Origin of the sequence: Bartonella sp. AP331QHHD (assembly GCF_042195905.1) — a bacterium.
GTDB lineage: Bacteria > Pseudomonadota > Alphaproteobacteria > Rhizobiales > Rhizobiaceae > Bartonella.
Map to the genome: position 1 here is coordinate 14,942 of NZ_JBHIPG010000007.1, position 26,653 is coordinate 41,594.

The window sequence follows — 26,653 nt, forward strand, 5'->3', positions numbered from 1 at the left end:
TCGTGCTTTAAGAAAGCATTTTAACGATGATAAGAACATGTACAAAGAGGATATATCTTTAGGGTATTTATGTTTTAAAGCTTGCACTAAATCATAATTTTTTTGTATAGCGAGCCAAGTGTGTGTAAAATACACACCCTAACCATTTCAAATCATTCAGCTGTTTCAGGAACAGATAAGCCAAGTTCTACGATTATATCTTCAATCACAAATTCATCGAAGTGCAGCGGATTTTCATCATTTTTTAGCGCTCCTCTTCAGTAATCCTCTAGATAATTAACTCATTCAGCATCTATACCAGCAAAGCGAAATATTACGTGCTAATTTTCCTTTACATTCATTAGCCAAGCCCCCTCAAAATGACCTTTTAGTGAATAGAGCTAAAAGGATAAGTCTTCAAAACCATTTGGTGAGATAGCTATATCAAGAGCACCTAAAATACGCCTTAGTTTCTAAGATAGGCAACTTCCCCCCTTTATCGTATCAGTCTTGTAGAACTTTAAACCCTTTATCTTCAAATCAAAAAATCATAATTGGATTATATTGCACAAAGATGCTTTTTCTCATTTTTCCATTTAACACACGATAAGTTACCATTTAGGCACGATGAGAAGCTTGCCCCTTATATCATGATTTCAGAACCACATGAGAAGAATAAAAGATGATGTGGCTTAATAAGAGAGTTTGTTCATAAGCCATTTGAGTGTCTTAAGGTCAAGGATGCCGTTAGGCGCACCGCCCTTGTAAAGGGTTGCCTTGAGGCTTAAGGACCCAAGGCTTGTTAGTCCCTTCATTAAAAGCGGGTTTGATGTTATGATTTTGGAGAGCGATTATTAAGAATTTGAGAGGCAGACAGCCTCTCATTTTTATTTGTATGCAAACGAATTGCACTCTATTTATTCAGGGAGAATAAGAACATACCCAGGAGGTGCTAAACGGAACAAGAGAGCGTCGTAACCCCACATAGCATACATGCAGCAAATAGAAAAAACGCCTTCACCAATTGCTAAGATTAATGTGAGCGATATACCGGCTTCATCTGCTGTTGCTTCGCGGCGTTGTAAGTAGTATCCGACAAAAAAGAAAAAGCACGCTAATCCACTCGCACCCGAAAAGAAGCTTAGTATGGCATGAACCGGTCCACGTATGTTGAACAGGATAAGAAAAATTGTGAAAGTAAATACTGCAAAGATCCCTTCGAATACCCCACGCACCATATTGCACAATTTTCGCATCATAATTGCAGAAAAGCTCTGTTCTGCGTATCGATTTTTTCTTTTGATGCTTGTATTCTTAGAAGATATACTGTTATTTTTAGAAGATATACCGTCCACAACTCCCCCCGTTTTAAGCCAAGATGCTATGAAGTTAGACATTTGTAATTATATCATCAAAAAATACAAGAAAAATTTATCCATTTTAACGAAAAAATAGGTGTTTTATTGAGGTGCAAATCTATTTTCTTTCGCAAGAGTTATTCAATTCGTTCGCCAATAGAAAAACTACCCCCATTGAAGAGGAAGCTATCCTGACGCAGAAAAGCTTCATAAGCTGTATTCCAATCCGCTCAGAAATCGCAACTCTCTAATCTACCCGCTTAATCCACCTTTGAAACTGCAATCAAATAAATTCTGCTGATGACAAGTAATGATAACATGAAAAAGAAAAAATATCATAATATCAAACTCTTCAATACAGTATGAGCTTTATGATTTTCACTCAAAAAGCAAGTGCCCACCCATGAACGACACCATACTAAAGTGCTGTGCACTCACAAATTTCCTAGCATTATCTCCCCTTCTCGAAATTGCACCTCTCCCGCAATCTTATCTCTCGATAGCACCCATTAAAGACTTTTAAAAGGTCCAAGGAAAAAACTCTCTGAGAAAGCTTTCAAGCCTAAAATGCCCCCGCCATTTTTATCATGATGAGGGCACCTAAAATCACGCAGAAACATGCAAAATCTCCCCGCATTTAAGAACAGAGCTTGTGCTTCAATCGCACGCTTTTTCTTGTTCTTTTGTCCATTGTCCCAAAGCCGCAAGATGGTTCATCCGAGCGCGATGACGAAATGCCTTCTGTGCAACAGCAATATTTTCATCTTTTCCTGCCCATGCTTTTAAGGCAGCTGCTTGCAATGCGCGTCCATAGGAAAAGGTCAATTTCCAAGGCAATACGCCCAAAGAATTCATAGCAGATAAATGCGCCGTTGCTTCCTGATCAGACTGCCCTCCAGAAAGAAAAGCAATTCCGGGAACAGCGGCAGGAACAGTCTGTTTAAGCACTTGGACGGTCTTTTCAGCAACTTCTTCAACAGAAGCCTTGCGAGCATCCTTTCCATCAATCACCATATTGGGCTTTAAAATCATCCCCTCCAAAAGAACACGAGCTTCAAACAATTCTTTAAAGACAGCTTGCAAAACAGTGCGTGTCACCTCAAAGCAGCGTGTGATTGAATGCCCACACGATGATCCATCCATCAACACTTCCGGCTCAACAATGGGCACAATATTGAACTCCTGACATAAGGCAGCATAGCGTGCAAGAGCTTGTGCATTTTGTCTTATGGCGCCTCTTGTTGGCAAAGTGTGTTCATCAATAGCAATTACCGCACGCCATTTAGCAAAACGTGCTCCCAAAGCATAATAATCTTTTAGCCGCTCACGAAGACCATCCAACCCTTCGGTAATTGTCTCTTGGGGAAAAGCCGCCAAGGGTTTTGCACCGGTATCAACTTTAATGCCTGGCAAAGCGCCTGAATCCCGAATAAGATCCGTCAACATTTTCCCAGTTGATGCTTTTTGCCGAATGGTTTCATCAAATAAAATAACCCCAGAGATGGCGTTTTCCATCGCTTCTTTTGTACTAAAAAGCATTTCACGATAAGCACGGCGCTTATCTTCATTGGATTCAACACCAATGCTTTCAAAACGCTTTCCAATGGTCGCCGTACTTTCATCTGCCGCCAAAATACCTTTACCCGCATGCACCAAAGCAAGTGCAATATCTTCAAGCCGTTCATTCATAAAAAAATTCCTCTTTATTTTGTCTTAATTTCTAAAAATGCGCAACACTATCAAAAACACTCTACACGACTGTATAATTTTTCTTTAACCTTCCCCTCCAAAGAAGCCCTTTAAGCCTGCATGAGGGCAAGAATACCAGGAAGAGTCTTTCCTTCCATCCATTCCAAAAAAGCTCCTCCAGCAGTCGAAAGATAAGTAAAATCATTGGCAACACCGGCATGATTAAGGGCAAAAACCGTATCGCCCCCTCCGGCAATTGAAACCAACTTTCCCGTCAAACTACGTTCTGCTGCGTGGCGTGCCACGGCAATCGTTCCTTTATCAAAGGGAGGCATCTCAAAAACACCAAGGGGTCCATTCCACACGAGGGTAGCAGCTTCATCAATTGCAGTATTGATATGCGCAATAGAGCGCGTCCCAATATCCAATATCATGCCATCTTGTGGAATATCTTCAATGTCATAAAGACGATGCGGTGCATCTTTTTCAAAACGAAATCCAACGACAGCATCCTGAGGGAGCAGAAGCGTACAGTGACACTCTTGCGCTTTTTTAATAATTTTTTTTATCGTTTCCATCAATGCATGTTCACACAGAGACTTTCCTACATGGATACCTTGCGCAGCTAAAAAACTGTTAGCCATCCCCCCACCAATAATTAAGGAGTCAACTTTTTCCACCAAATGATTGAGCACAAAAAGCTTACTAGAAACCTTTGCTCCTCCCACAAGAGCAACCACAGGACGTGCTGGATTGCCAAGTCCTTTTTCTAATGCCTGCAATTCACCTTGCAAAGAGCGTCCTGCATAAGAAGGCAACAAATGCGTTATTCCCTCCACCGAAGCATGGGCACGATGAGAAACTGAAAAAGCATCATTAACATAAAGATCTCCATTATGAGCCAAAGCTTCTGCAAAAGAACAATCATTCTTTTCTTCACCAGCATAAAAACGAACATTTTCAAGCAGTAAAACACCACCATTTTGTAATGACTCAACTGCAACCTGCACCGCCGAACCGATACAGTCAGGAGCAAAAGCAACCGGCTGATTAATGATCTTTTCCAGCACTTGCACAACAGGACGGAGTGAAAACTCTTGCTCTACCTTTCCTTTGGGGCGACCACAATGAGAAAGCAGAATAAGTTTAGCACCACGCTTTTGCAGCTCAACGAGTGTCTCTTTATGTCGTACAAGACGCGTCTCATCGCATACCTTACCTTGCGCCATAGGAACATTAAAATCTACGCGCACCAGAACACGTTTACCCAAAACATCAACATCATCAAGTGTACGAAACCCCATCACTGCTTCCTCTTCACTTTCCATTGTTTCAAATAAAAACGCATCCAACAACCCTGCCCACTTTTCTTTCCACTTATCCCCCCCTCTTTGCTTTTACAAGAGATCCACGACAGCCCATCTCTCACCCTCTGTTTGAAAAGCCAAAGCTTTTATCGTCAAATGTACAAAAGCCCACCATTGCTCTTAATCTTCATATTCCATTGTGGCAAACAAATGCATTGGCTCAACTTGATCTCTATTAAAGCTTCCTTTTACTTCTAGGAAAAAGAGTTTACATCTCCTGTTTTCTAACGTTTTCTCAAAGGGTATCTCGTTCAGATCTTACTTTTTAAAGTTTACTCTTTCATTCATCTTTTAAAAGCACGTATTGACACAGTATTAAAACAAAATACATCATCAATGTTTCAATAGCCTCTTCTCTCTAGCGCATGAGAACAACAGCCTCTAACTGTTTTTCTCAAAATTGCACAAAAATGAGACTTTTCCCTATAAAAGAGGACCCTGAGGTCCTCTTATATTGTCTTAGCAAAAGCCACAGCCGTATCACTCATACGGTTAGAAAAGCCCCATTCATTATCATACCAAACCAGAACGCGACAGAGCTTACCATCAATCACTTTGGTTTGATCATTGTGGAAAATAGCTGAATGAGGATTATGATTAAAATCACAACTCACGAGTTTCTCTTCTGTAGTGTCCAAAACACCCTTCAAAGAACCTTGTGCAGCAGTAGCAATAGCTGTATTAATTTCTTCGATTGTTGTGGAACGCTTAGCGATAAATGTCAAATCAACCACAGAAACATTAGGGGTCGGAACACGAATCGATACACCATCAAGCAATCCCTTTAATTCTGGCAAGACCAATCCCACAGCTTTTGCCGCTCCTGTTGAGGTAGGAATCATAGAAAGAGCTGCCGCACGTGCACGATAAAGGTCCCGATGCATTGTATCCAATACAGGTTGATCACCCGTATAAGAATGGATTGTTGTCATAAAGCCCTTTTCAATGCCCACCGTGTTGTGTAAAACTTGTGCAACAGGCGCCAAACAATTGGTTGTACAAGAAGCATTTGAAACAACGCGATGCTCGCTGCTTAAAGATTGATGATTAACCCCATAGACGACCGTAAAATCTGCTCCTTCAGAAGGCGCAGAAATAAGAACACGCTTTGCCCCCGCATCTAAATGAGCACTTGCTTTATCACGCGCAGTAAAAATGCCCGTACATTCCAAAGCAATATCGATATCCAAATCTTTCCAAGGCAATTGAGCAGGATCACGCTCTGCGCATACCTTTATTAAACCACCTCCCACATCAATAGCATCCCCTACCACCTTAACGATCCCAGGAAAACGCCCATGAACTGAATCATAGCGTAATAAATGGGCATTTGTTTCCACCGATCCCAAATCATTAATTGCAACCACTTCAACATCTTGTCGTCCACTTTCCACAAGTGCACGTAAAATATTGCGACCAATACGACCAAACCCATTAATTGCAACACGAACTGTCATTTCACATGTTTCCTCATCAATTTTTAAAAGCACAACATTTAAAACACAATAAATGGGTATTTCACCAATCCAAAATCATTAATTCCCACAATGTCAATATCTTGATCACTCACTCACTTATCCACAATAATGCACAAGATCATCCACAATACTGCACAGAATATGATGCCCTACAATCACCCCATTCATGACAACACAAGCTGTCACTTTGTCTTTTCCTCTTTGATCTTTTCCAGCCCTTTTTCAACGGTGGCAACAACATTTTCCCAAGTAATACCAAAATGCGCATAAAGGGCATCAATTGTTCCACTTGCCCCAAAGCCCTCCATACCAATAAACACACCATCACAGCCAATAAAACGGTCCCATCCTTGGGCGACAGCAGCTTCAATGGCAATTTTAATCGGTGCATCTCCAATGAGAGCACGCTGATAGGAGAGAGATTGTTGAGAAAAAAGTTCAAAACAAGGCACAGAAACCACACGCGTTGGGATGCCTTTTTCTTCTAACACCGTATGTGCCTCCACTGCAATTTGCAATTCTGAACCAGAAGCAAACAGCGTCACTTGTGCATCATCGCTAGCTGTTAGGAATTCATAAGCACCAAGCATACAAAGATTTTCTTCTTCATACTCTTGACGCAAAAGCGGTAGATTTTGTCGACTTAAAGCCAAGGTAGAAGGCGTCCCGCGTGCTTTCAAAGCCAATTGCCAACACTCGACTGTCTCCATAGCATCGGCAGGACGAAACACAAAATGATTAGGCATTGCACGCAAGCAAGCCAAATGCTCTACGGGTTGATGGGTCGGACCATCCTCACCAAGACCAATAGAATCATGAGTCATGACATAAATCACCCGCAACCCCATGAGAGAAGACAAACGCATAGCAGGACGCATATAATCAGAAAAGCATAAAAAGGTTCCCCCATAAGGAATAAAGCCGCCATAAAGGGCAAGACCATTCATCACAGCTCCCATTGCATGTTCGCGAATTCCATAATGCAGATAGCGCCCTGAAAAATCTTCAGCAGAGATACTTTTCATCTGGCTACTTTTTGTATTATTAGATCCGGTTAAATCAGCCGAACCACCAATAGTCTCAACAACGACTTCATTGATCACTTCAAGAGCCATTTCCGAAGCTTTACGCGTAGCAACAACGGGGCGCTCTTCAACCAATTTCTGTTTATAAGTATCAATAGCGCCATCAAATCCGCCCACGAGATCGCCCCGCATCAATCTTTCAAACTCCACACGCTCTGAGACAGGAAGATCAGCAAATTTTTCTTCCCATTTTTGGCGTTTTTTAGCAGCATTGAGACTAGCCAAGCGCCAATTATCGAGAATATCGGCTGGAATAACGAAAGGCTCAGCATCCCACCCTAACGCGATACGGGTTTCAGTGATTTCTCGTGCGCCCAAAGGGGCTCCGTGAACTTTATTGGTACCCGCTTTATTGGGTGCTCCAAAGCCAATTGTTGTTTTACAAGCGATCAAAGTTGGTTTATCGGAATTTTGTGCCGCCTCAATAGCCCGCGCAATTGCTGCTTGATCATGCCCATTGACTTTATGTGTCTCCCAACCAGATGCCTTAAAACGCGCAATCTGATCTGTACTGTCAGCAAGGGAAATCTCTCCATCGATAGAAATATTATTATCGTCCCACAACACAATAAGCTTATTGAGTTTCAAATGACCAGCAAGGGAAAGTGCTTCTTGAGATATCCCTTCCATAAGGCATCCATCGCCCACCAACGCATAAGTGTAATGGTTGATAAGATCACCAAAACGAGCATTTTGCAAACGCTCTCCAAGAGCCATCCCCACAGCATTAGCCAACCCTTGTCCAAGAGGACCAGTCGTTGTTTCGATTCCTGCCACATGCCCATATTCTGGATGCCCAGCAAGCTTTGCTCCTAATTGGCGAAAATTTTTGAGATCTTCAATGCCAATATCTTCATAACCAGAAAGATACAAGAGAGCATAAAGCAACATAGACCCATGTCCTGCTGATAACACAAAACGATCACGGTTAGGCCAGCGAGGTTTTTTGGGGTCATGAGCAAGGAATCTTGTATAAAGAACCGTAGCAATATCGGCGGCTCCCATTGGCAAGCCCGGATGACCAGAATTTGCTTTTTCAATCGCATCAATAGCAAGAAAACGGATAGCATTGGCCATCTGATTCTGTTGGTGGGTGTTTGTCATGAATACTCGACCATTTCGTTAAATACGTTATTCTGTTGCTTTTTCCGTATTCTCTTAAAATTCTCAAGAAATACTATTTTCTAACCATTAGCGTGAGACTTTTTGCCACCACTTCAATAATATTAATAACATTCCCCTCACGCGTTCTGTATATCCATGTCATTTATGCCAATACGCGCAAAAAATCCAGCTTTTAATTTATATCTATCCCCTGCTTTGCTTGCTAAAATATCCTACATACTTAAAAATAAAATGCACACAACACAAGAGTGAAAGTGATTCGTTTTTGCATAACACATTGATAAAGGATACAATTACCCAAAGGATAAAAGCAATGAACCAAGAGACTACAGTTCTACAAGATGCTTTAGAGCACCTAGAAAAGGCACTTAGAACTTTAGAGATCACCATAATAAACCGCAATGCCGTTATTGATAAAAATAACGAATGGGAAGAAGAAATCCAACGAATGAATGCTGACCGCAGCCATCTTGCCCAAGCGCTTGACAAAGCTGAAGCCCAAATTGAACGCTTAGAGTCCGTAAACAAAGAAGTTTCCAAACGTCTTATTAAAGCAATGGAAACAATTCGTGTTGTCATTGATAGATAAAGGTTTGAATGTATGGAAACTGTTTCCGTTACCATTGATGGTAAAGTTTATCGCATGGCTTGTGACAAAGGACAAGAACGTCGTCTTATTGCGCTTGCTGCTCAATTGGATCAATATATCACACATTTAAAGAACAATTTTGGTGAAATTGGCGACCATCGTTTATCGGTTATGGCTGGCATAATGATTATTGATGAAATGGAAGAAATAAAACGAGAAAATAAAAAATTACAAGAAGACTACAATACTCTTTTACGACTCCACAACGAAAGAGACCGCACCATGGGGAAAATTATGCGTGACACCACACAACGCATTGAAAATCTCACAAACCAATTGCTCAAAGATGATCAAAACCGCACAAACCTTCAAGAACAAGAACAGGAAGATTTCTAAAAAGTACATCAGCGCATAATAAACCAGAGATTTGACTTGTCCGCCACATCTCACAGGATAAAAATTCTTAAACCCACACCAGTGTGTAAACAGTCTGGTTTTTTATAGGAAGGATTCCAGCTACTCACGACTTATGGGATTAACTTAAACCTCAACAAGAAAGCCCTACCCTGAATATTTCACCTCCGCACAAACGCTTCCTACATCAAGGAGACTGCCTTATATCACCACATTTCAAATGAGATGTCTTTTAACCGCGCAATAAGATAACAAAATCAACATCATTGTAAAAAAATCATATAAATGACAACAGCAACAAACAAATAAAGCACCCTTCGAAAAAAAGAGCTATATTCATGTTCCCTATGAATGCATGCCCAAAAATCCTTGCCCCTTAGATAATATCAAGCAGATTCAATATATATTAAAAAAATAACCTTATCTATTATACCGTAAAACACCGCTATTTGATACTATAAGCACCATAGAGTCTTTGCACCTGAGATATCCATCCGATGAAACCCACCGAAAAGAACCGTATCATTTATAAACCAGCGTGAACTTTAGTATTTTCATCCTTTAGAGCAGGAAAAAAGTCAAACCCGAAGAGTATGTTAATCTCATACAACCTCAAACATCATAAACAACAATAATAGCTCTTGAAAACATCCTCTACCGCTATTTTTATCCTTATAACAATTCATCCATACCTCTCTCCCCACCCCTCAAAATCTCCAAGCTTAATAAAAGAAAGAGCAAGTCGGCATCATCATTATAGTCAGCCCTCAGTATTGCGATAGCCCCCTTGGCTCGTAAAACGATTCATAAGAGGGACGCCTTTCTTGTACAGCTTTTTCCCATAAAACCCACCCGCTTATGACGTACAAGCAAAGAGTTATGATTAACAAAACATAAATAAATTTAAGAGAATCTTACGGAATTCGGGGTTCTAATTCAAGTTTAATAACGATAAATTATCATTATAAATCAATATGTTGCAAATGATTCGACAAGGCATATTTTAAAAACACATTCACCCATCACTTTTTCTCATAACATACCAGTACGATTTTTTAGGCACATAATTTTAATTTTATTCAATTCTGTTTGCAAAAGTTTAAAATGGGAAAAATTTCAAGGCTCTTATCCAAAAAGCGAAAGAATGAACTCTCATTATCAATAAACATCTCGCTCGTATAAACATCAATAAAGCATCCCCAATCTGTCTCAATGAAATAAAAGGGGGGCTCCCATTAAATGCCCTACCGTAAAAGCAGCTTCCTCAGAACTAAAACAAAATCAACAGACAACATCACCGCATCTGCTCCCATCCCCAAACTGGACAACCTAACGCAATACCTTTCTATCTTACGATAGAAGATAAAAGAATAATGGGTCTATGGAGGCATTCACAAGAGGCGCACACCCGTTGTTTTTAAAGCCTGTTCAAAGGCGCATGAAAAAACACCATGCGCAAACGGCTCAAATCCCTTTCGTTCCATCTTGGGAGACAGAAGCAATACGCAAGAGATTTGTCGCACCAGGCGTTCCAAGGGGAACACCAGCTGTCACAAGGAAGCGATCTCCCCCTTTGCAAAAGCCTTCCTGAAATGCAATAGCTGCTGCTCGATCAACCATATCTTCTAAATTGCGAGCATCTTCGCTCACCACACAATGAAGCCCCCAAACGAGAGCCAAACGCCTTGCTGTTTCCACAATGGGCGATAAAGCAATAATCGGTCTATTAGGGCGTTCACGAGAGGCGCGCACCCCCGTTGTTCCTGAAGCCGTATAGGCAACGATAGCGGATAGAGCAAGTGTTTCAGCAATCTGACGCGCAGCAAGAGAAATCGCATCCGTTCCTGTTGATTCTGGTGCTGGATGTTGTGCTCCAACCTGAGCGGCATAAGTGTGATCCTGTTCGATTTGTCGCGCGATTCGGTCCATCATAAGCACAGCTTCTTCAGGATAACGACCAGAAGCAGATTCAGCAGACAACATCACCGCATCTGTTCCTGCATAAACTGCTGTAGCAACATCCGACACTTCTGCGCGTGTGGGAACAGGAGATGTGATCATTGATTCGAGCATTTGTGTTGCCACCACAACCGGTTTTCCAGCTAAACGACAAGCTTTTATCAACTCCATCTGAAGTGCAGGGACCTTTTCCAGAGGCATTTCCACACCGAGATCACCCCGTGCAATCATAATACCATCGGAAATTTCAATAATCTTCTCTATATGCTCCAAGGCTTGAGGCTTTTCGATTTTAGCCATCAAAGACACCTTACTTTTCGTCAACTGACGCACCGCCATAATATCTTCTGGACGTTGAATAAAAGAAAGAGCAACCCAATCAACAGGCTGCTGTAAAAGAGCCTGAAGATCCTCCTTATCTTTTGACGTCATCGAATCAAAAGGCAAAATTGTATCGGGAAAACTGACACCCTTTCGATCAGAAATACGGGTACCAGCAACCACGCGACACTGTACAAAGTGATCATCACAAACTTGCGCACGCAGTTCCACCCTTCCATCATCAATCAACAACCGGTCCCCTGGTTTAACAGCCGAAAATACATCCTCATGAGGGAAAAAAACACGCTGTGCATCACCAAGAACATCGCGATTATCTAATGTAAAGCTTTGCCCAACACGCAAATCTTCTTGCCCCTTAGCAAAACGTCCCACACGCAGTTTTGGCCCCTGAAGATCCACCAAAATACCTATGGGACGTCGAACTGTTTTTTCAACTTCTCGTATAGACTTGACCAAATCACCCAGCATATCACGATCAGTATGGCTCATATTAAGACGAAAAACGTCTGCCCCTGCCCTAAAAAGCTTTTCAATCATCAAACGAGAAAAAGAAGAAGGACCAAGAGTCGCAATAATTTTTACTTTACGTGCACGTTTCACGGTGGAGAATTTCCTGAAAGAGAAGGTATAACTGAATTGTTTAACAAAGACTCATCCGTCAACTGTACCATCCAACTGGTTTGATTTCCGGTATCGATCTCTTTAAATTCAGCCTTTTGATATCCTCGAGGGAAACAATCATGAACCCCTTGAATGGTAAATTGGCTATCTTGTACACACATGGTCACAGAGCCTGCCCAGTTCCCTTTTTTTTGTGCCCCTTCCGCATAAAAATAATAAAACCGTGAAGCAAGAGGCCCCTCAATTAAAGTTTTACATTCCGTCACTGGTACCGTCCACCAGCCTTCGCTCACCCACCCTGAAAATGTACGATATCCAAGAGCAACCCCTACAGACTGTTGGGTTGTATTACAAACTCTAAAGTCAGCTTTTGCAAAAACAACAAGGGGAAACAAGAGCAAAATGCTCAAGAGAAAAACTTTTAATCCTTTCTGAAACACCCAATATCGCTTTTTTAAAATCACAAAACTTCCTCTATAATGCCAAATTCTCAAAACAAATTACACATTTCTTTTTTTTTAAAGCTTTTCAAATCTAAAACGTATATTTTTATATTTTTCTTTTTATAGCCCTTTTATCAATGCATATATCTTAAAAATTTTACAAAATATTTAAAGTCAATTTGTAAAAAAGCTGTGTAGCTTGATTTACTTTTTATTTTCAAGCTTTTTTAACATAAATTCGTCGTCGAAAAACAACTTAAAATATATAACTTGGAGAAAAATACAATGAACGATACAGTAACCGATCAAACACACGCTATATCCGTAAACCAATTACGCTCTTTTATCGAACGTATTGAACGACTAGAAGAAGAGAAAAAAACCATTTCTGATGATATTAAAGACGTTTACACTGAACTTAAAGGCTCTGGTTTCGATAGTAAAGCTGTTCGAAGCATTATACGGCTGCGTAAAAAAGAAGAACATGAACGAATGGAAGAAGAAGCAATCATTGAGCTTTATAAAAATGCGCTTGGTATGAATTAAAACCATTGAGAACATTGGAAATTTTTTTAAGAAAAGAAAATGCAAAAAATAAATGAATGTATAAAAATTTCACCCAACAATAAGCCGTTTGTGTAACTTGTAACGAGACTATCGGTCACAGAATACACAATATTGCAACAGCCCTCACATTTAAAAGGATTTATACAGAGAATTTTTATTCTTATTCTTCAATCATTGTTTATCCACATAAACCCTCACTTGTATGCCAACCTATGCCAACTCAGTTTGTGATGTGCAAGAGAGGTGTTTTTATGATTAAACATCAATAAATTTGAAGTGAGAAAGTCTTCCGATATTGAGTACTCTCTTCAAATTAAAAAAATGAGTTATGATGATAAATCAATTTCTTATCTACGAAAAGAAACATATGAAAATAGTCAGCAGTTGAAATCCGCTAAACGAGATTCTAAACTATTTATAAAAGAAGAGGTGGTTAAAGATCTTAGTCTTTGAGGATAGGGAAAAATTCAGCATATTTACACATTTGATAAAAAGACCCTTAACAAAACTTTATTCGAATCTATTAACGAACTCATAAAGATCATTGATTCGAGAGGTTAGAATGTGATCTCTCCATTTTCCAGAAATCATCAAATAGTCTTTGGCATAGCCTTCTTTTTCAAAATGAAGGCGTTTTAATAAACGTTCGCTTTTTATGTTCTCAGGTCTATAATTTGCCATCACTCTATGTAGATGATAAACATGAAAGATATGGCGTATTAGAGCCGATAAACTCTCAAACATGAGACCTTTTCCTTGTTGTTTTTCATCAAGAGAAAAACCAAGATGACAGGCTTGAAAAACACCCCGAACCACATTTGTAAAATTCACAACACCGATGACTGTGTTTTCATTTTTTAATCGTACAGCATATCGGTATGCTTGTCCCTGTGCGCTTTCATAAGCAAATGCATTGGCTCGTGTTTCCCAAGCTGTTAGGCTGTGGTAACCATCAGATCTAACAGGTTCAAAAGGACGCAGATGATTCGCATTACGGAGGAAATAAGAAGACAGTTCAGCTGCATCTTCTAAACCGATCAATGTGGAAATTGTTCGCTTTGTTTTAATTGCCATCATTTTCTCCTCCTAGGCAATGTCACAATAACACGTTGATTTATCTTAACAAATCATCATTTTTAAACTCAAATCATAATGTCGAATACAGTAAGCTTTTCTCATCACAACACTTCTTACGTTAGAATCAATGAGGATCTTTTGCTTTTCCGTCATAAGTGGGGGTGGTATGTTTAAAGCATAAGGTAAAGACAGGGGAATATTTCTTATGAATGCTCTCAAGTTCTAAGGGGCGCTGTAGCAACATTGGGGACTGGCAAAGTATGCAAGGGAATTGGCGTACTTCCATATACGAAATTTTGAAAAAACTTACGGCAAAGATAGTTTTGTTTCTTTGCCTTGTAAGCTCAGAGCATGCTTGTTTTGCGCTACCATATCACTGCTCCCCCGTATACAAATCCCAATGACCATCGCCTTGAGATGCTATATGTTACAGTGCAATCTAAAAAGTCTCTGCCATAACCCGTCAACAACACTGTTCCCGCTAAATCAGCGACAAACTCTTGTAACAAATTAAAGAAAAGCGATGATGCAATACGAATTAAAATGTTTAGATATTAATATCTGAAACATTACCGTGAACACGCTTCCATTTCTTCGCGTAAAATTTCAAGTTCTAACCATTCTTCTTCTTTTTGTGTGCAAGTATTTTTCTTTTTTTCCAACGTTGTTGATAAACGTTCAAAACGCTCTTTATCACTGCGATAAAGGGCTGGATCAGAGAGTTCTTGCTCAATTTTTTTGATTTCGTCCTGTAAAACAGCAATTTCTTCAGGCAATTTTTCCAATGCATAAACCTGCTTATAAGACAATTTACCTCGTGTTTTTTTCTCCCGCCCTATCAAGCGATCATCTGTTGATGTGTCCTGCTTTGAAAGCTCTCCCGCATGAGATTTTGAAGGTGCTTTACGTTGCGATAATTCTGTTCTTTTGCGTTGTAAGCGAAGAGCATGCTGGTTTTGCGCCATCATATCACTATAGCCGCCCGCATACAAAACCCAATGACCATCACCTTGAGGTGCCAACATATGCGTTACAGTACGATCTAAAAAGTCTCTGTCATGGCTGACCAACAATACTGTCCCCGCAAAATCAGCAATAAATTCTTGCAACAAATCCAAAGTTTCCATATCCAAATCATTGGTCGGTTCATCAAGAATCAAAAAGTTTGCAGGACGAGAAAGAAGTCGTGCAAGCATGAGGCGTGCTCTTTCTCCCCCAGAAAATTCTTTAAGGGGAGTGCGTGCTTGTTCCGGTGAAAATAAAAAGTCTTTCATATAAGAAACCGCATGCCGCTCCAACCCATTGATCACAAGAGTATCACCTCTTCCCCCCGTTAAATAATGCGCTAAAGTTTCTTCTTCATTTAAAATACGTTGCTGATCAAGCAATGCCATAGAGAGGTTATAGCCATGCCTCACCGTTCCACTATCCACGGCTTCTTGCCCAATTAATGCAGAAAGGAGCGTTGTCTTTCCGATTCCATTGGGTCCTACCAAACCGATTCGATCACCCCGCTGAATGCGCAAAGAGAAATCTTTCACGATAATGCGATCACCATAGGATTTTGAAATTTTCTTTGCTTCAAGCACCAATTGCCCAGAATCATGACTTTTTGCTGCTGTCAAAAGTGCATTTCCTGGCTGCCCTTTATAGGTTTGATGACGCTGTCTTAAGTCTTTTAATTCGCCTAAGCGCCGTACATTACGCTTACGCCGTGCGCTCACGCCATAACGCAACCATTGCTCTTCACGAGCAATTTGGCGCCCCAATTTATGCTGTTCGATGGCTTCTTCTTCCAGTGCTTTATCACGCCAATTTTCAAACTCAGAAAAACGCTTTTCCAGTCTTTTGGTTGTGCCACGATCAAGCCATACCGTTGACCGCGTAACATTTTCTAAAAATCGCCGATCATGGGAAATCACCACAATCGCTGAACGCAAAGAAGCCAAAACAGCTTCCAGCCATTCAATGGTTGGTAAATCAAGATGATTGGTTGGTTCATCTAAGAACAAAATATCGGGTTTTGCAGCAATGGCCCGTAACAATGAAACACGCCGCTTTTCGCCTCCCGAAAGCGTTTCCAATTTTTCCGTCCCAGAAAACCCTAAATTTGTGCGAAGCGTATTAATCCACTGAACATCAGATATATCATCCAGCCCCGCTTCCATATAAGCATTAATATCTTCAAATCCTGAACAATCCGGATTTTGTGAGACATAACGGAGCGTTACTCGCGGGTGGCGAAAAATTTCGCCACCATGAGGTTCTAATATTCCTGCGGCAATTTTTAATAAGGTTGATTTTCCACAACCATTACGGCCAACCAACGCAATACGCGCCCCCTGCTCAACCGATAAAGAAGCTTGATTGAGCAAAGGCGTTTTTCCAAAATTTAAGAAAATGCGGTCAAGCCGCAGAAGCGGCACCGCCATTAACGAACGCGGCGCGGACAAGGTGCTTGATACATCACCCCTCTTGCATCACGGTAAGCACACAATTGCCGTACAGGAACTCTTTGTCTACAAGGTGCTTGGTAAACATGCCCTCTACGACCACGATACGTGCACAATTGTGATGCCTGTCTTTGTTGTTTTCTTTGATTTGCAGCTGCACCTGTTACTGTTCCAGCCAAAGCACCAAATGCTGCACCGGTAAGTGCTGCTCCAGGCGTACTTCCAGCAATAGCAGTTCCAGCCAAAGCACCGATTGCTGCTCCTCCTACGCCGTAACGTGCAACGCGTTCATCATTTGTAGTACAAGCGACTGAACTGAAACCAATGGCTGCAACAACGGCCACTTTAAAAATTGATTTTAACATATCAAAACCTTTCCTTCTCAAGATCAATACATATATCGTTTATGTCGGCACTTCATCACTAGGCCCCCCCCTGCCTTATTCAAAATATATTGGAAGAGCTTTATGGAATAGGTACAGACACTAGCAATATAGCTTTTCCAGAACCTAAATGGCAAGAAAAGGTTCCACAAATACGGTTAGAAAGTGTTAAAGAAGAGCCAAATGACACATTTTTGTCACAAATTGGCCATTTTACTCCCTTAAGCGTTAAACCTTTTAAATCAGAAAAACCGATAAGACTAAACAAACACCCTTTAGGCAAATCATATGAACAAGGCTTTGGCAAAACCGGCCAACCTTCTTCCAAACCGCTTGTCAACAACACTGAAATACCCCTTTCAGCCATCATCAACGCTTGCGTCATATGAGAAAGGCTATGATCACTTCGCTCCCCTCCCAAAGCACCGCATAAAATAAGCTTTTTAGCACCCTTTTGCAGCGCTCTTTCACATGCCAGAGCACTATCTGTCATATCTTTATCAGAGGGAAAAACTTCACGCGGAACATGATTATATTGGCGGATTAAATTCTCATCTGATGAATCAAAATCTCCTAACCACAACTCAGGCGTTACATTAAGCGTTGCCGCATGACGCATACCACCATCCGCAGCAATCACCCGACTGTTTTGAATTTGATTAAGCAAACGATCAGTGATATGAACATCCCCATTTAATAATATCGTAAATGTTGTCATGCCATACTTTGCCTTTCACAAATTTTTCTTTACAGTGCATCTTTTTATAAGTGAGAGTCATTTTTTATAAACAAAAAGCATGATATAGCCAAACGAATCCTTATCCCTAATGCCTTTCTTAAAGAAACATACGATACAAAGATACAAATGCAATTTGCCAAATTACTCCGCAGAAATAATGTGCACCATGGTCCAACGCACCCCATTTTTCACCGCAATTTTCTTTTTCGCTCTTGCCTGTATAAAGCAACTTTCATAAGTCTAACGTTTCTCCTTTCGGCTTGTCATACACCACTTTCTCAAAATGATAGGCTTTCTTCCACTTCTTCTAAAACGATCAAACGTACCAACAACCACAATATCTATGTCACATTAAGCGCTCTGCAACACCCACGTATTTTGCAAATGTATGGTGGCGCTTATCATGATGCAAAACTTGAACACCTTTTAGCAAAGATTGTCCGTAAACTAGCAGTTGCATCCCATAGTTCTCATCAAAACTATTCTGTAACAATTTTAAACTCAGAAACTATCAATGCTTTTGCGCTCCCCAACGGCTCGATCTACATCACTCGTGGTATGCTGGCATTAGCCAATGATTCTTCAGAAGTTGCAGCCATTTTAGCCCATGAGATAGCACATATCAGAGCCAATCATGGCATTTTACGCCTGCAAAAAGAAGCCCAATTAAAGATGACCAATCACATGTCTTCACGTCTTCTTTCTTCTATTGGCAAAAAACTTCATAACCCTATGCAAAACAAGCAACAACTCGCGCAATTTTCCCGCAATCAAGAGCTGGAAGCTGACTCCCTTGCGCTCGAAATGCTCCAACAATCAGGATATGATCCTTTTGCTTCACCACGCTTTCTTCAAACAATGGAAGCCTATAGTGCTTTTCGTAATATCTCTGGCACCCAAAATGCCTCTCTAGATTTTTTAGCCTCCCACCCAACTACCCCTCAACGCATTCGGCTTGCGATAGAAAAAGCGCGTAAAATCAGTAAAGGGAATAGTAAAATATCCGATCATGATTCTTTTCTCAAAAGCATTGATGGCATAATTTTTGGAGGAGGCTTTTATACAGGTTTTGTACGAGGCAACCAATTTATTCACCCACAATTGCGCATAGCTTTTTCTGTTCCAAACAATTTTACAATAGAACATTCAGCACACACTGTTTGGGCCAGTGGACCAGATAAAATTGCGATTCGTTTTGATGCTATTCCACATCCTGCTGAAATATCTGCGAGTGATTATTTGAAAAGCGGCTGGATTATCGGTCTAGATCAATCATCTATCCACCCCATCACAATTCAAGGGCTCCCCAATCAAGAATTTATGCGCCAAGAATCCCAAAGCCAAAGTTTACTTGGAGCGCGGGCCTATGCTACCAATGATCAATGGCAATTTGATGTGGTTGTCATTCCATTCAACAACCACATCTTTCGTTTTTTGACGGCCGCTCCATATAATTCTCGAAATTTTGCAGAGGTTGCCCAAAAAACGCTACAAAGCTTTCATTCTCTTTCATCTTCACAGTTAAAAAAATTGCAGCCCTTAAAAATCCGTGTTGTCCGTGTTAAACAAGGAGAAACCGTTGCCAATCTTGCAGATAAAATGCAATACACACCATATAAAGAAAAACTCTTTCGCATCCTCAACGCCCTCTCACCAACGCAAACTTTACCCGCAGGTACAAAAGTGAAAATTATTACAGAATAAGCCTTTCTTCTCATCCGTTACAGTTTTGATTCTTTTCTGCCTGTATCACGCCCTCCCCCTTAAAGCATATTCGAAAATAAAGAGGAACACTTTAAAATCCAACTTCATCATGCCTTTATAGGTCTCCGTTTGATATATATATTTCCTCCAACTAACAGCCCCCTATCTTCCTCTGTTTATCAGTAGCGCCCCCAAGGAGGCATATTCCTAAACAAATATGAACACCCCCTAAAACTGACTTTATCATATTCTCATATGCCCCCACTTAATACATTCTCTTTCCTCCCCCCCCAAAGCCTTTCACTGCTTATATATCGTAAGCGTCTTCTGAATGAACCGTAAGGAGAGCAGAGCGCAATTTTTGCAAAGCCCTAGCTTCAATTTGACGCACGCGCTCTTTCGAGATTCCTAACTTTTCACCTAAAACTTCGAGAGTCGCCCCCTCTTCATTTAAGCGACGAAAGCGAATAATTTCCAACTCCCGTTCGTTGAGAATTTGCAACGCATCGTAAAGCCATTGTGTACGCCGTTGACCATCAATGACTTGCTCAATTAAAGCATCAGGAAGAGGACTCTCATCCACCAAAACATCCATCTTAGCAATGGGATTATCACTGTTCTCAGAAACAGAAACACTCAAGGAATTATCAGAACTGGAAAAACGAAAATCCATCGTTTCAACATCGCGCACGGAAACACCGAGTTTTTCAGCGATTGTGCGAAAAATATCCTGTTTTGACAAAGCACTATCATCTTGTATCAGTTTTGCACGCAAACGCCGAAGATTAAAGAAAAGTGCTTTTTGCGAAGAACTCGTTCCCCCTCGAACGATTGACCAATTTCGCAAAATATAATCTTGAATAGAAGCGCGTATCCACCACGTTGCATATGTTGAAAAACGCACTTCCCGATCAGGTTCAAAACGTGCAGCTGCTTCCAATAGTCCCACATACCCTTCTTGTACCAAATCCCCCAATGGCATTTTGAAACGTTTAAAGCGATTAGCAATAGCAATCACTAAACGCATATGAGCCGCTGCAATTTGATGCATGGCATCATCATCACGTTTGTCTTTCCACCGCAGAGCCAAATCATGCTCTTTTTGTCGTTCAAGATAAGGTGCTTGCATAGCAGAACGCATCATATTACGTCCTAAGCTTTTGTCTGCATCGCTATAATTTTTGCTGCTTTTATAAACAGCATTTGAAAGATTACCCATAATAACCCCTTGCGATTAAAATTATCAAAATTGATTTGGCAACGACATCATTGTTCTTCGCTTAAAAAGAACGCAAAAGTTGTTAACTTCTGTGACCACTACTTTAACGTGTAATTTTATAATCGCAATTGTTTTTTTTACTGTCATGGTAAAACTTCTTGACATAAGACACAATTTCACCTGCAAAATGCCTTTACAATATGCCTTTTAGCCTATGAAATATTTGAAAAAACTTTCTCTTCACTTTTCATGACAAAACAGCAAAAAAATAAAGTGATCATGCAAAAGAAATGCCGTTTTTTGATAACCGGTTCCGTTTCCTTTTAAATTGAAGAATTTATTTATGCTTTTAGCTTTACAATACAACTAATAAGTGTAATTTGCAAATATAAAGCATCCAAACTGAATGAAAACTGAATGAAAAAAGAATCATTCAAGTTTTAAAGGCGCAAAGAAACAGCAAAAAATGACAAGAGTGATTGAAGCAAACGCAACAAACGTGTTAAAGAAAGAGCACCATTATGAAATTGTCGCAAAAAGCTTTTGACCAGTGTCACACTGAGAAAGAAAATGATCATGGATAGCAAGATTGTTCAACAGAATGAGATTCTTCAAGATGATATTCTCATTGAAAAACACGGAAGGGGTAAATTTGAAGGTTTTCGTTTTTATGCCAACAAAAACAGTACCGATCAAATAGCTGAGAAGCAAATTTCAACAGAGAATGAGAATTTGATTCTTGCTTTTTCCAAACGCGCGACACGTTTTTGTGCTTCTGCAAATGGAGATTTTACCCTCAGTTCTGATGGAATTGTGCGCTGGATTGGTCAACCCGTAGGACAACTTGTAGCAACAGAAGATTTTTTTAAACCAAAACTGATTGTTTTAGCAGATGAACAACTCACGGGAGAATCCCGCAATAACGTTGTGAAACGATTAGAACGCTTTGTCACCTTTCATTTTGAAACGACTTTAAAACCCCTGTTTGATTTGCGCAATGCTGATAATTTAACGGATTCAACAAACAGTCTTGCTTTACAACTTTTTAACTCTTTAGGGATTTTACCACGCCGCGAAGTCTTAGACATTGTCAAAAACCTTGCGCAAGAATCACGTGCCGTTCTTCGGCGTCTAGGCGTGCGTTTTGGCGCTTTTCATATCTATGTTGCCGGAATGCTTAAACCTGCTCCGGTTCAAGCCATTACTCTCCTGTGGAATCTTCAAAATGCGGGACAAGATCAAACTGGTTTGGGTGAAGTTTTTTCAGCATTATCTGCTGGTCGAACCTCTTTAATTGTTGACCCTAACTATAACCGCCAATTTTATCAATTAGCCGGCTACCGAATCTTAGGACAACGTGCTGTACGGATTGATATTTTAGAACGTCTTGCCAATCTCATCCGTCCCGCACTTCATTGGAAACAAGGAAGTGATCCTAAACCCGATGGAGCCTATGATGGCAAAAGTTTTTTTGTTACACCAGCCATGATGTCCATTCTTGGGGCCAATGGAAACGATATGGAAGAAATCCTCAAAGGACTTGGTTATCAATCGTACAGCATAAGCAATACTGTTTTTGAACAAAATCTCTTTGCACACCAAGCCTCTTCCCCTGTCAATAGGGCAATGCAAGATGTTCCTGCAGCAGAATGCGTTGGAAGTCAATGGCAAACAGTAAGCGATTTAGAAACAACACGAGAAGAAAAAAATACCTCATTCCCAAACACTTCATCCTCTGGTATTGAAAAACATCTCCATAAAACCAATCGTTTACCAGCAGCTGAACCTGTTGGGAATTTTGCCAAATCCCCTCGCTCTACAGAAGAAGATAAAGTTATTTTGTTATGGCATTATAAGCATCAATTTCCCCACCATGCACAAAAAAAACGTGATAAATTAGGAAATAAGTGGCAAAATAAATCGAAGAACGCTGTAAAAAAAGCGGAATACAAAAATGAAAATTCCCCTCAAGAAGCACCATCACAAGCAAAACGCTCTCATAAGTTCCACAAATCCCAAGGGAAACATGCAAATCATAAGCCCTTTCAAAAAGAAAAGCGCCTTAATCCTGATTCACCTTTTGCGAAACTAGCTGTACTACGCGATCAACTCACCAATCATAAAAACACGCACACACTTTCCTCTAAAGAGAATTAAAGTAACAAATGGAGTTTGATCTTGACCCACGTAGTAACCGACAACTGCATTCACTGCAAATATACGGATTGCGTTGAAGTCTGCCCAGTTGATTGTTTTTATGAAGGGGAAAATATGCTTGTTATTCACCCCGATGAATGCATCGATTGTGGTGTTTGCGTGCCAGAATGCCCAGCAGAAGCGATTTTACCTGATACAGAACCAGGATTAGAAAAGTGGTTAGAACTCAATCTTCATTATGCAAACAAATGGCCTAATCTAACCACCAAAAAAGATCCTCTTCCTCAAGCAAAAGAAATGGATGGTGTTCCAAATAAATTAGAAAAGTATTTTTCAGAAAATCCAGGAAGTGGCGAAGAGTAATGATAAAGTGTACACTCTCCTCCTTCAACGATTGAAAGACTTCTCTTGTAAAAATAAAAAATCCTTAAGCGAAATGATTGATTCTTTTAAATTTTGATGTTAGTGTTATTTTAACATGATCATCTTTCTAAGTATTTTTCTTTGCTTGTTATAGTAAAGCGGTGTATTTTTTTTTGATTTAAAAGTACTCGGCTTTTATGCTCACTTAATTGGTACAATATACTTGGTTAAAGAAAACTCAACCCTCAGGTTTATAACCTGTTTTCCGATACATTTGTTGATCATAAGGGAGTAAACTAAAATATGGCATCCCAACATGGAACGTCTTCCAAGACCAAAGAATTTGCAACCTCTGAATATATCGTCTACCCTACGCATGGAGTAGGACAAATTATAGCGATTGAAGATCAAGAAGTTGCAGGACATAAATTAAAACTTTTTGTCATTCATTTCGCGAAAGATAAGATGGATGTCAAAGTCCCCATTGCAAAAGCCCTTTCCGTTGGAATGCGTAAATTATCTGCTAGTGATTCTGTCGAACGTGCCTTAAAAGTTTTACGTGGAAAAGCACGCGTTAAACGGACCATGTGGTCACGTCGTGCACAAGAATATGATGCTAAAATCAACTCAGGAGATCTTATTTGTATCGCCGAAGTGGTCCGTGATCTTTTCCGCTCTAATCTACAGCCTGAACAATCTTACTCTGAGCGCCAACTTTATACAGCTGCTCTTGAAAGAATGGCCCGTGAAATTGCGGTTATCAATAGTCTTTCTGAAACAGAAGCTATCAATCTCATAGAGATGCATCTCTCCAACAAGCCGGAACGCGAGTTTAAAACTGAGAGAGAAGAAACAGATGAAAACAGTAAAGCTGTCTACGCTGCATAATACACTCTTTCATCATAATGATGATATTTCGATAAAACCAGCGAAAAGCTGGTTTTATTTTTTAACATCCTCTCTGCCCTTAAGGACAAAGTTTCTTAACCAGCGCCAATCTATAAACAATCTAACTTTTCGACAAATTCCTCTTCCTCATTTTCTTTCTTCATAGATAACAAACTGATTAATCATCATAATCTAGCATTATTCATATTAAATTAGAATCTTGAATATGGTAAGATTACTCATTTCAAATTTCTCTCATGTTGAATTAATCAAATCACTTGCTTGTCAATCACACGCGGAGCTGATCTGTGGGTAAAAACTGTACAAAAAGAGCGAGACACTGTCTCAAGCACCAAAGGATATACCAATATTGGAATCTGGCAAGATGTGTAAGGGCGGGGCTTGCTTTTTTATTAAGCGTAAAGATCATAGTGCCGTTTATACACTACACCGAAACTTTACCATTGACCCCCTTCTACAAAACCATTGGAACATTCAAAAACACCGTCATAAAATGGATGCCACAAATATTGAAAAATATTCCTTTAAAAAAATGCCTGACAGTACAACATAAGATATTTTGTCTTGGGCGCTCTATTTTGCATGAGAAGCATTCCCCCCATTAAAGAACACGATAAAAAAAGCATGAACTAAAACCATCATCTCCATTCTGTAAAAGGCATTCCAAATACTTTTGAAAGCTGTAAAACTAACTTAAAAAATAACAATAAAAATGAACGTTAGCATTGCCCCTTTCAATTTCATATTTTTCCCAAATGAGGTTTCTTATTTCAGAAATTACGAGATATACGCAATATTCTTATTCCAATCGAACACAAAAAATCTAGAACGATTCATAGAACTCTTAAAAGTCTCAATCTCTATTTTAAACAGACCGCTAAAGATTGGATATTCTCAGCAGGAATTGTCCAGTTATCATCTTCAATCTGATCTTCACGAATATGACGCAAAGGATTAGTACGAACGCCTGTCAGGATAAGCAAACGCAAAGCCAGTCGTGTTATGTTTTGTGTTTTACAGAGTAACTGATAAAAGGCAGGAACATCTTTCCAATCCATGGCTAGTCTATTAATAGTTTTATAGCGTTGCTTACCTTAAGAGTGCGCGTGCTTTTTTTGCTTGTAAATCAACATCCAAACCCAAAGCAACCGCATGCTTAAGACAACGATTAAGACGCTTCAGTGCTTTATCTGCTGTTGCAGCTTTTGCATGCCAAATAGAGGCAAGGGTATTGCGTATCTCTGTTTGCGTAATCTCTGAAACGGGTAGACAGCCTAATTTGGGGAGAATATGGAGGCGTAAATGTAAAAACCAATTACAAGCTTCACCATCATTTTTTAATTCAGCTTTACGGCTTTCAAAAGCATCTAGAGCAATGTTTTTTAAATAATGGAGATTACGCATTGCCTCACACTTTTGTTTATCGCGTTCTTTAATGGGGTCACGCCCCTCACGTAAAACAGCACCCCACCCAATTGCCAATTCACGGACTTGTTTAAAGAAACATCTCGCAACGCTCCCAAGCCCATTTCGCGGCCCCCGTGAAAGGTATAACGGTAAATCCATTGACCACCCCCATCTCTTACGTTTGTGAAGAAGCAAGCCGGTACCATCATTATATTTTCCAGCTCGTGGGTGTTACGACAGCCCTTGGCTCTTAAGACGATTCATAAGAACCATTTCTAGTCCTTTCTTATACAAATTTTATCCACACACTCATCCCACTTGTGACGTGCAAACGAGTGGTTTTGATTGATTCTAGATAGAGAGATTTGAAATGAGTGAATCTTACGTTATTCGGGGTTCTAATTCAATATGAAAAACAATGAATTATATATATAAATCAATATGTTGTCTAGTGATGAACAGATAACAAAAAAATCATAAACTTAGGTAAGAAACACTATAAAATCATTCATAAACCAGCTATGAACTGGAGAATCGTACCGGCTTTGATAAAATACTTTGCTCACCCCCACACATAACATATCTGGTTTTAAGTTTACTTATTTTTACAAGCTGTTCGCAACAAATCCCTTATATTCACAAAAATACGAAAAATATATGGACAATTCTTAGTTCAAAAATATGAAAAGACAGCGTGATATTCATAGAAAAGTCTCATATACCTTTATCATAAAAAGCACTAAAGGTTATTGAATGTGTACACCTTCTGTCTTGTAACGGTTTTCTCTTTTCTGCTCATAAGAAAGCACGCTGGCATCAGCATACACTTAACCCCAATGTTACAACAATTCTTACATTTGAAAATATTCATTATAAACATTTTTCCTTTTTATAGAGTTTTCACCCACATGCCAGCCCCACTTGTGACCGAAAAGCAAGTGATTGTCATTGATTCAACATAGGGAAAAATTTGAAATGAGAAAATCCTACGATAGACCTTCCATTCAAGGCGCAAAACAACAAATGATCTTTATAAATCAATGTGATGTCGATCTCTATTTTTTTAAGGAGAATCACATGTCACAATATAAGCCTATAGACAAACCATTGCCTTAAATATTCTCATAAAAAATACCGGTATGCTTAAAGCCTTACATAGATCAACCGCCTTAAACGATGATATTTTACGGTCTAATAGGATTCTCTCTATAGTCAATAAAGATTAA

Annotated in this window: 19 protein-coding genes and 1 pseudogene; 7 read left to right on the forward strand and 13 right to left on the reverse strand. The window is 39.8% G+C overall.

The features are described from left to right. Positions 1 to 896: 896 nt before the first annotated feature. The 5 genes from ACFIMS_RS00350 to tkt form a co-directional block, all read right to left on the reverse strand. On the reverse strand, positions 897 to 1,334 hold the full coding sequence (locus ACFIMS_RS00350; RefSeq protein WP_375611741.1) for a hypothetical protein: 438 nt from the start codon (positions 1,332 to 1,334) through the stop codon (positions 897 to 899). Between the two features lie 660 nt (positions 1,335 to 1,994). Beyond that, entirely contained in the window at positions 1,995 to 3,026 is a 1,032-nt protein-coding gene (locus tag ACFIMS_RS00355) for a class I fructose-bisphosphate aldolase (protein WP_375611740.1), read from the reverse strand. Between the two features lie 110 nt (positions 3,027 to 3,136). Beyond that, positions 3,137 to 4,330: a phosphoglycerate kinase gene (locus ACFIMS_RS00360; protein WP_375696297.1), complete on the reverse strand. Its 1,194-nt coding sequence runs from the start codon at positions 4,328 to 4,330 to the stop codon at positions 3,137 to 3,139. A 512-nt stretch (positions 4,331 to 4,842) separates the two neighbouring features. Further along, positions 4,843 to 5,850 (reverse strand): type I glyceraldehyde-3-phosphate dehydrogenase, encoded by a 1,008-nt coding sequence (gene gap, locus ACFIMS_RS00365; protein WP_375696261.1) that lies wholly within the window; start codon positions 5,848 to 5,850, stop codon positions 4,843 to 4,845. A 203-nt stretch (positions 5,851 to 6,053) separates the two neighbouring features. Next, entirely contained in the window at positions 6,054 to 8,060 is a 2,007-nt protein-coding gene (tkt, locus tag ACFIMS_RS00370; RefSeq protein ID WP_375696262.1) for a transketolase, read from the reverse strand. A 334-nt stretch (positions 8,061 to 8,394) separates the two neighbouring features. Here tkt and ACFIMS_RS00375 point away from each other — a divergent pair, with 334 nt between their 5' ends. Further along, the gene (locus ACFIMS_RS00375) at positions 8,395 to 8,670 is read left to right on the forward strand and encodes a DUF4164 domain-containing protein (RefSeq protein ID WP_005774573.1); all 276 of its coding nucleotides are present in this window, start codon (positions 8,395 to 8,397) and stop codon (positions 8,668 to 8,670) included. A gap of 12 nt (positions 8,671 to 8,682) precedes the next feature. Beyond that, on the forward strand, positions 8,683 to 9,066 hold the full coding sequence (locus ACFIMS_RS00380) for a cell division protein ZapA (RefSeq protein WP_375668279.1): 384 nt from the start codon (positions 8,683 to 8,685) through the stop codon (positions 9,064 to 9,066). A gap of 1,482 nt (positions 9,067 to 10,548) precedes the next feature. Here the strand turns inward: ACFIMS_RS00380 and pyk are convergent. Continuing rightward, on the reverse strand, positions 10,549 to 11,985 hold the full coding sequence (gene pyk / locus ACFIMS_RS00385; protein ID WP_375696263.1) for a pyruvate kinase: 1,437 nt from the start codon (positions 11,983 to 11,985) through the stop codon (positions 10,549 to 10,551). After that, entirely contained in the window at positions 11,982 to 12,470 is a 489-nt protein-coding gene (locus ACFIMS_RS00390; protein ID WP_273790491.1) for a DUF1036 domain-containing protein, read from the reverse strand. The genes pyk and ACFIMS_RS00390 overlap by 4 nt, the downstream gene beginning before the upstream one ends. Positions 12,471 to 12,734: 264 nt before the next feature. On the opposite strand from ACFIMS_RS00390, the gene ACFIMS_RS00395 reads away from it, so the two are divergent. After that, positions 12,735 to 12,995, forward strand: a complete 261-nt coding sequence (locus tag ACFIMS_RS00395; protein ID WP_005774567.1) for a DUF2312 domain-containing protein — start codon at positions 12,735 to 12,737, stop codon at positions 12,993 to 12,995. A gap of 531 nt (positions 12,996 to 13,526) precedes the next feature. On the opposite strand, the gene rimJ is transcribed toward ACFIMS_RS00395, so the two are convergent. The 4 genes from rimJ to ACFIMS_RS00415 all read right to left on the reverse strand — a co-directional run bounded on the left by rimJ (position 13,527) and on the right by ACFIMS_RS00415 (position 17,647). Beyond that, complete coding sequence (rimJ, locus tag ACFIMS_RS00400) at positions 13,527 to 14,090, reverse strand: ribosomal protein S5-alanine N-acetyltransferase (RefSeq protein WP_375696264.1); 564 nt, start codon at positions 14,088 to 14,090, stop codon at positions 13,527 to 13,529. Positions 14,091 to 14,662: 572 nt separating this feature from the next. Further along, a complete protein-coding gene (locus tag ACFIMS_RS00405) occupies positions 14,663 to 16,525 on the reverse strand; it encodes an ABC-F family ATP-binding cassette domain-containing protein (RefSeq protein ID WP_375696298.1) in 1,863 nt (620 codons plus the stop codon). Then, on the reverse strand, positions 16,525 to 16,911 hold the full coding sequence (locus ACFIMS_RS00410) for a hypothetical protein (protein ID WP_375645924.1): 387 nt from the start codon (positions 16,909 to 16,911) through the stop codon (positions 16,525 to 16,527). Before ACFIMS_RS00410 ends, ACFIMS_RS00405 begins: the two co-directional genes overlap by 1 nt. Positions 16,912 to 17,011: 100 nt before the next feature. Further along, positions 17,012 to 17,647 carry a thiamine diphosphokinase gene (locus ACFIMS_RS00415; protein WP_375613185.1) on the reverse strand — a complete coding sequence of 212 codons (636 nt, stop codon included), beginning with the start codon at positions 17,645 to 17,647 and terminating at the stop codon, positions 17,012 to 17,014. 147 nt (positions 17,648 to 17,794) lie between these two features. Between ACFIMS_RS00415 and ACFIMS_RS00420 the strand changes: the two genes are divergently transcribed. Then, the gene (locus tag ACFIMS_RS00420; RefSeq protein ID WP_375696265.1) at positions 17,795 to 19,372 is read left to right on the forward strand and encodes a M48 family metalloprotease; all 1,578 of its coding nucleotides are present in this window, start codon (positions 17,795 to 17,797) and stop codon (positions 19,370 to 19,372) included. 307 nt (positions 19,373 to 19,679) lie between these two features. Here ACFIMS_RS00420 and ACFIMS_RS00425 read toward each other — a convergent pair whose 3' ends face one another. Beyond that, positions 19,680 to 20,591, reverse strand: coding sequence for an RNA polymerase factor sigma-32 (locus ACFIMS_RS00425; protein WP_375628693.1), 912 nt, complete (start codon positions 20,589 to 20,591; stop codon positions 19,680 to 19,682). A gap of 576 nt (positions 20,592 to 21,167) precedes the next feature. Between ACFIMS_RS00425 and ACFIMS_RS00430 the strand changes: the two genes are divergently transcribed. From ACFIMS_RS00430 to ACFIMS_RS00440, 3 genes are all read left to right on the forward strand, one after another. Continuing rightward, a complete protein-coding gene (locus ACFIMS_RS00430; RefSeq protein ID WP_375696266.1) occupies positions 21,168 to 22,748 on the forward strand; it encodes a hypothetical protein in 1,581 nt (526 codons plus the stop codon). A 21-nt stretch (positions 22,749 to 22,769) separates the two neighbouring features. Beyond that, positions 22,770 to 23,111: a ferredoxin FdxA gene (gene fdxA, locus ACFIMS_RS00435; protein WP_015856977.1), complete on the forward strand. Its 342-nt coding sequence runs from the start codon at positions 22,770 to 22,772 to the stop codon at positions 23,109 to 23,111. Between the two features lie 303 nt (positions 23,112 to 23,414). After that, entirely contained in the window at positions 23,415 to 23,999 is a 585-nt protein-coding gene (locus ACFIMS_RS00440; protein ID WP_273790499.1) for a CarD family transcriptional regulator, read from the forward strand. Positions 24,000 to 24,904: 905 nt separating this feature from the next. Here the strand turns inward: ACFIMS_RS00440 and ACFIMS_RS00445 are convergent. Next, positions 24,905 to 25,622, reverse strand: a pseudogene (locus tag ACFIMS_RS00445) (tyrosine-type recombinase/integrase); the annotation flags it as partial. Positions 25,623 to 26,653: the final 1,031 nt, after the last annotated feature.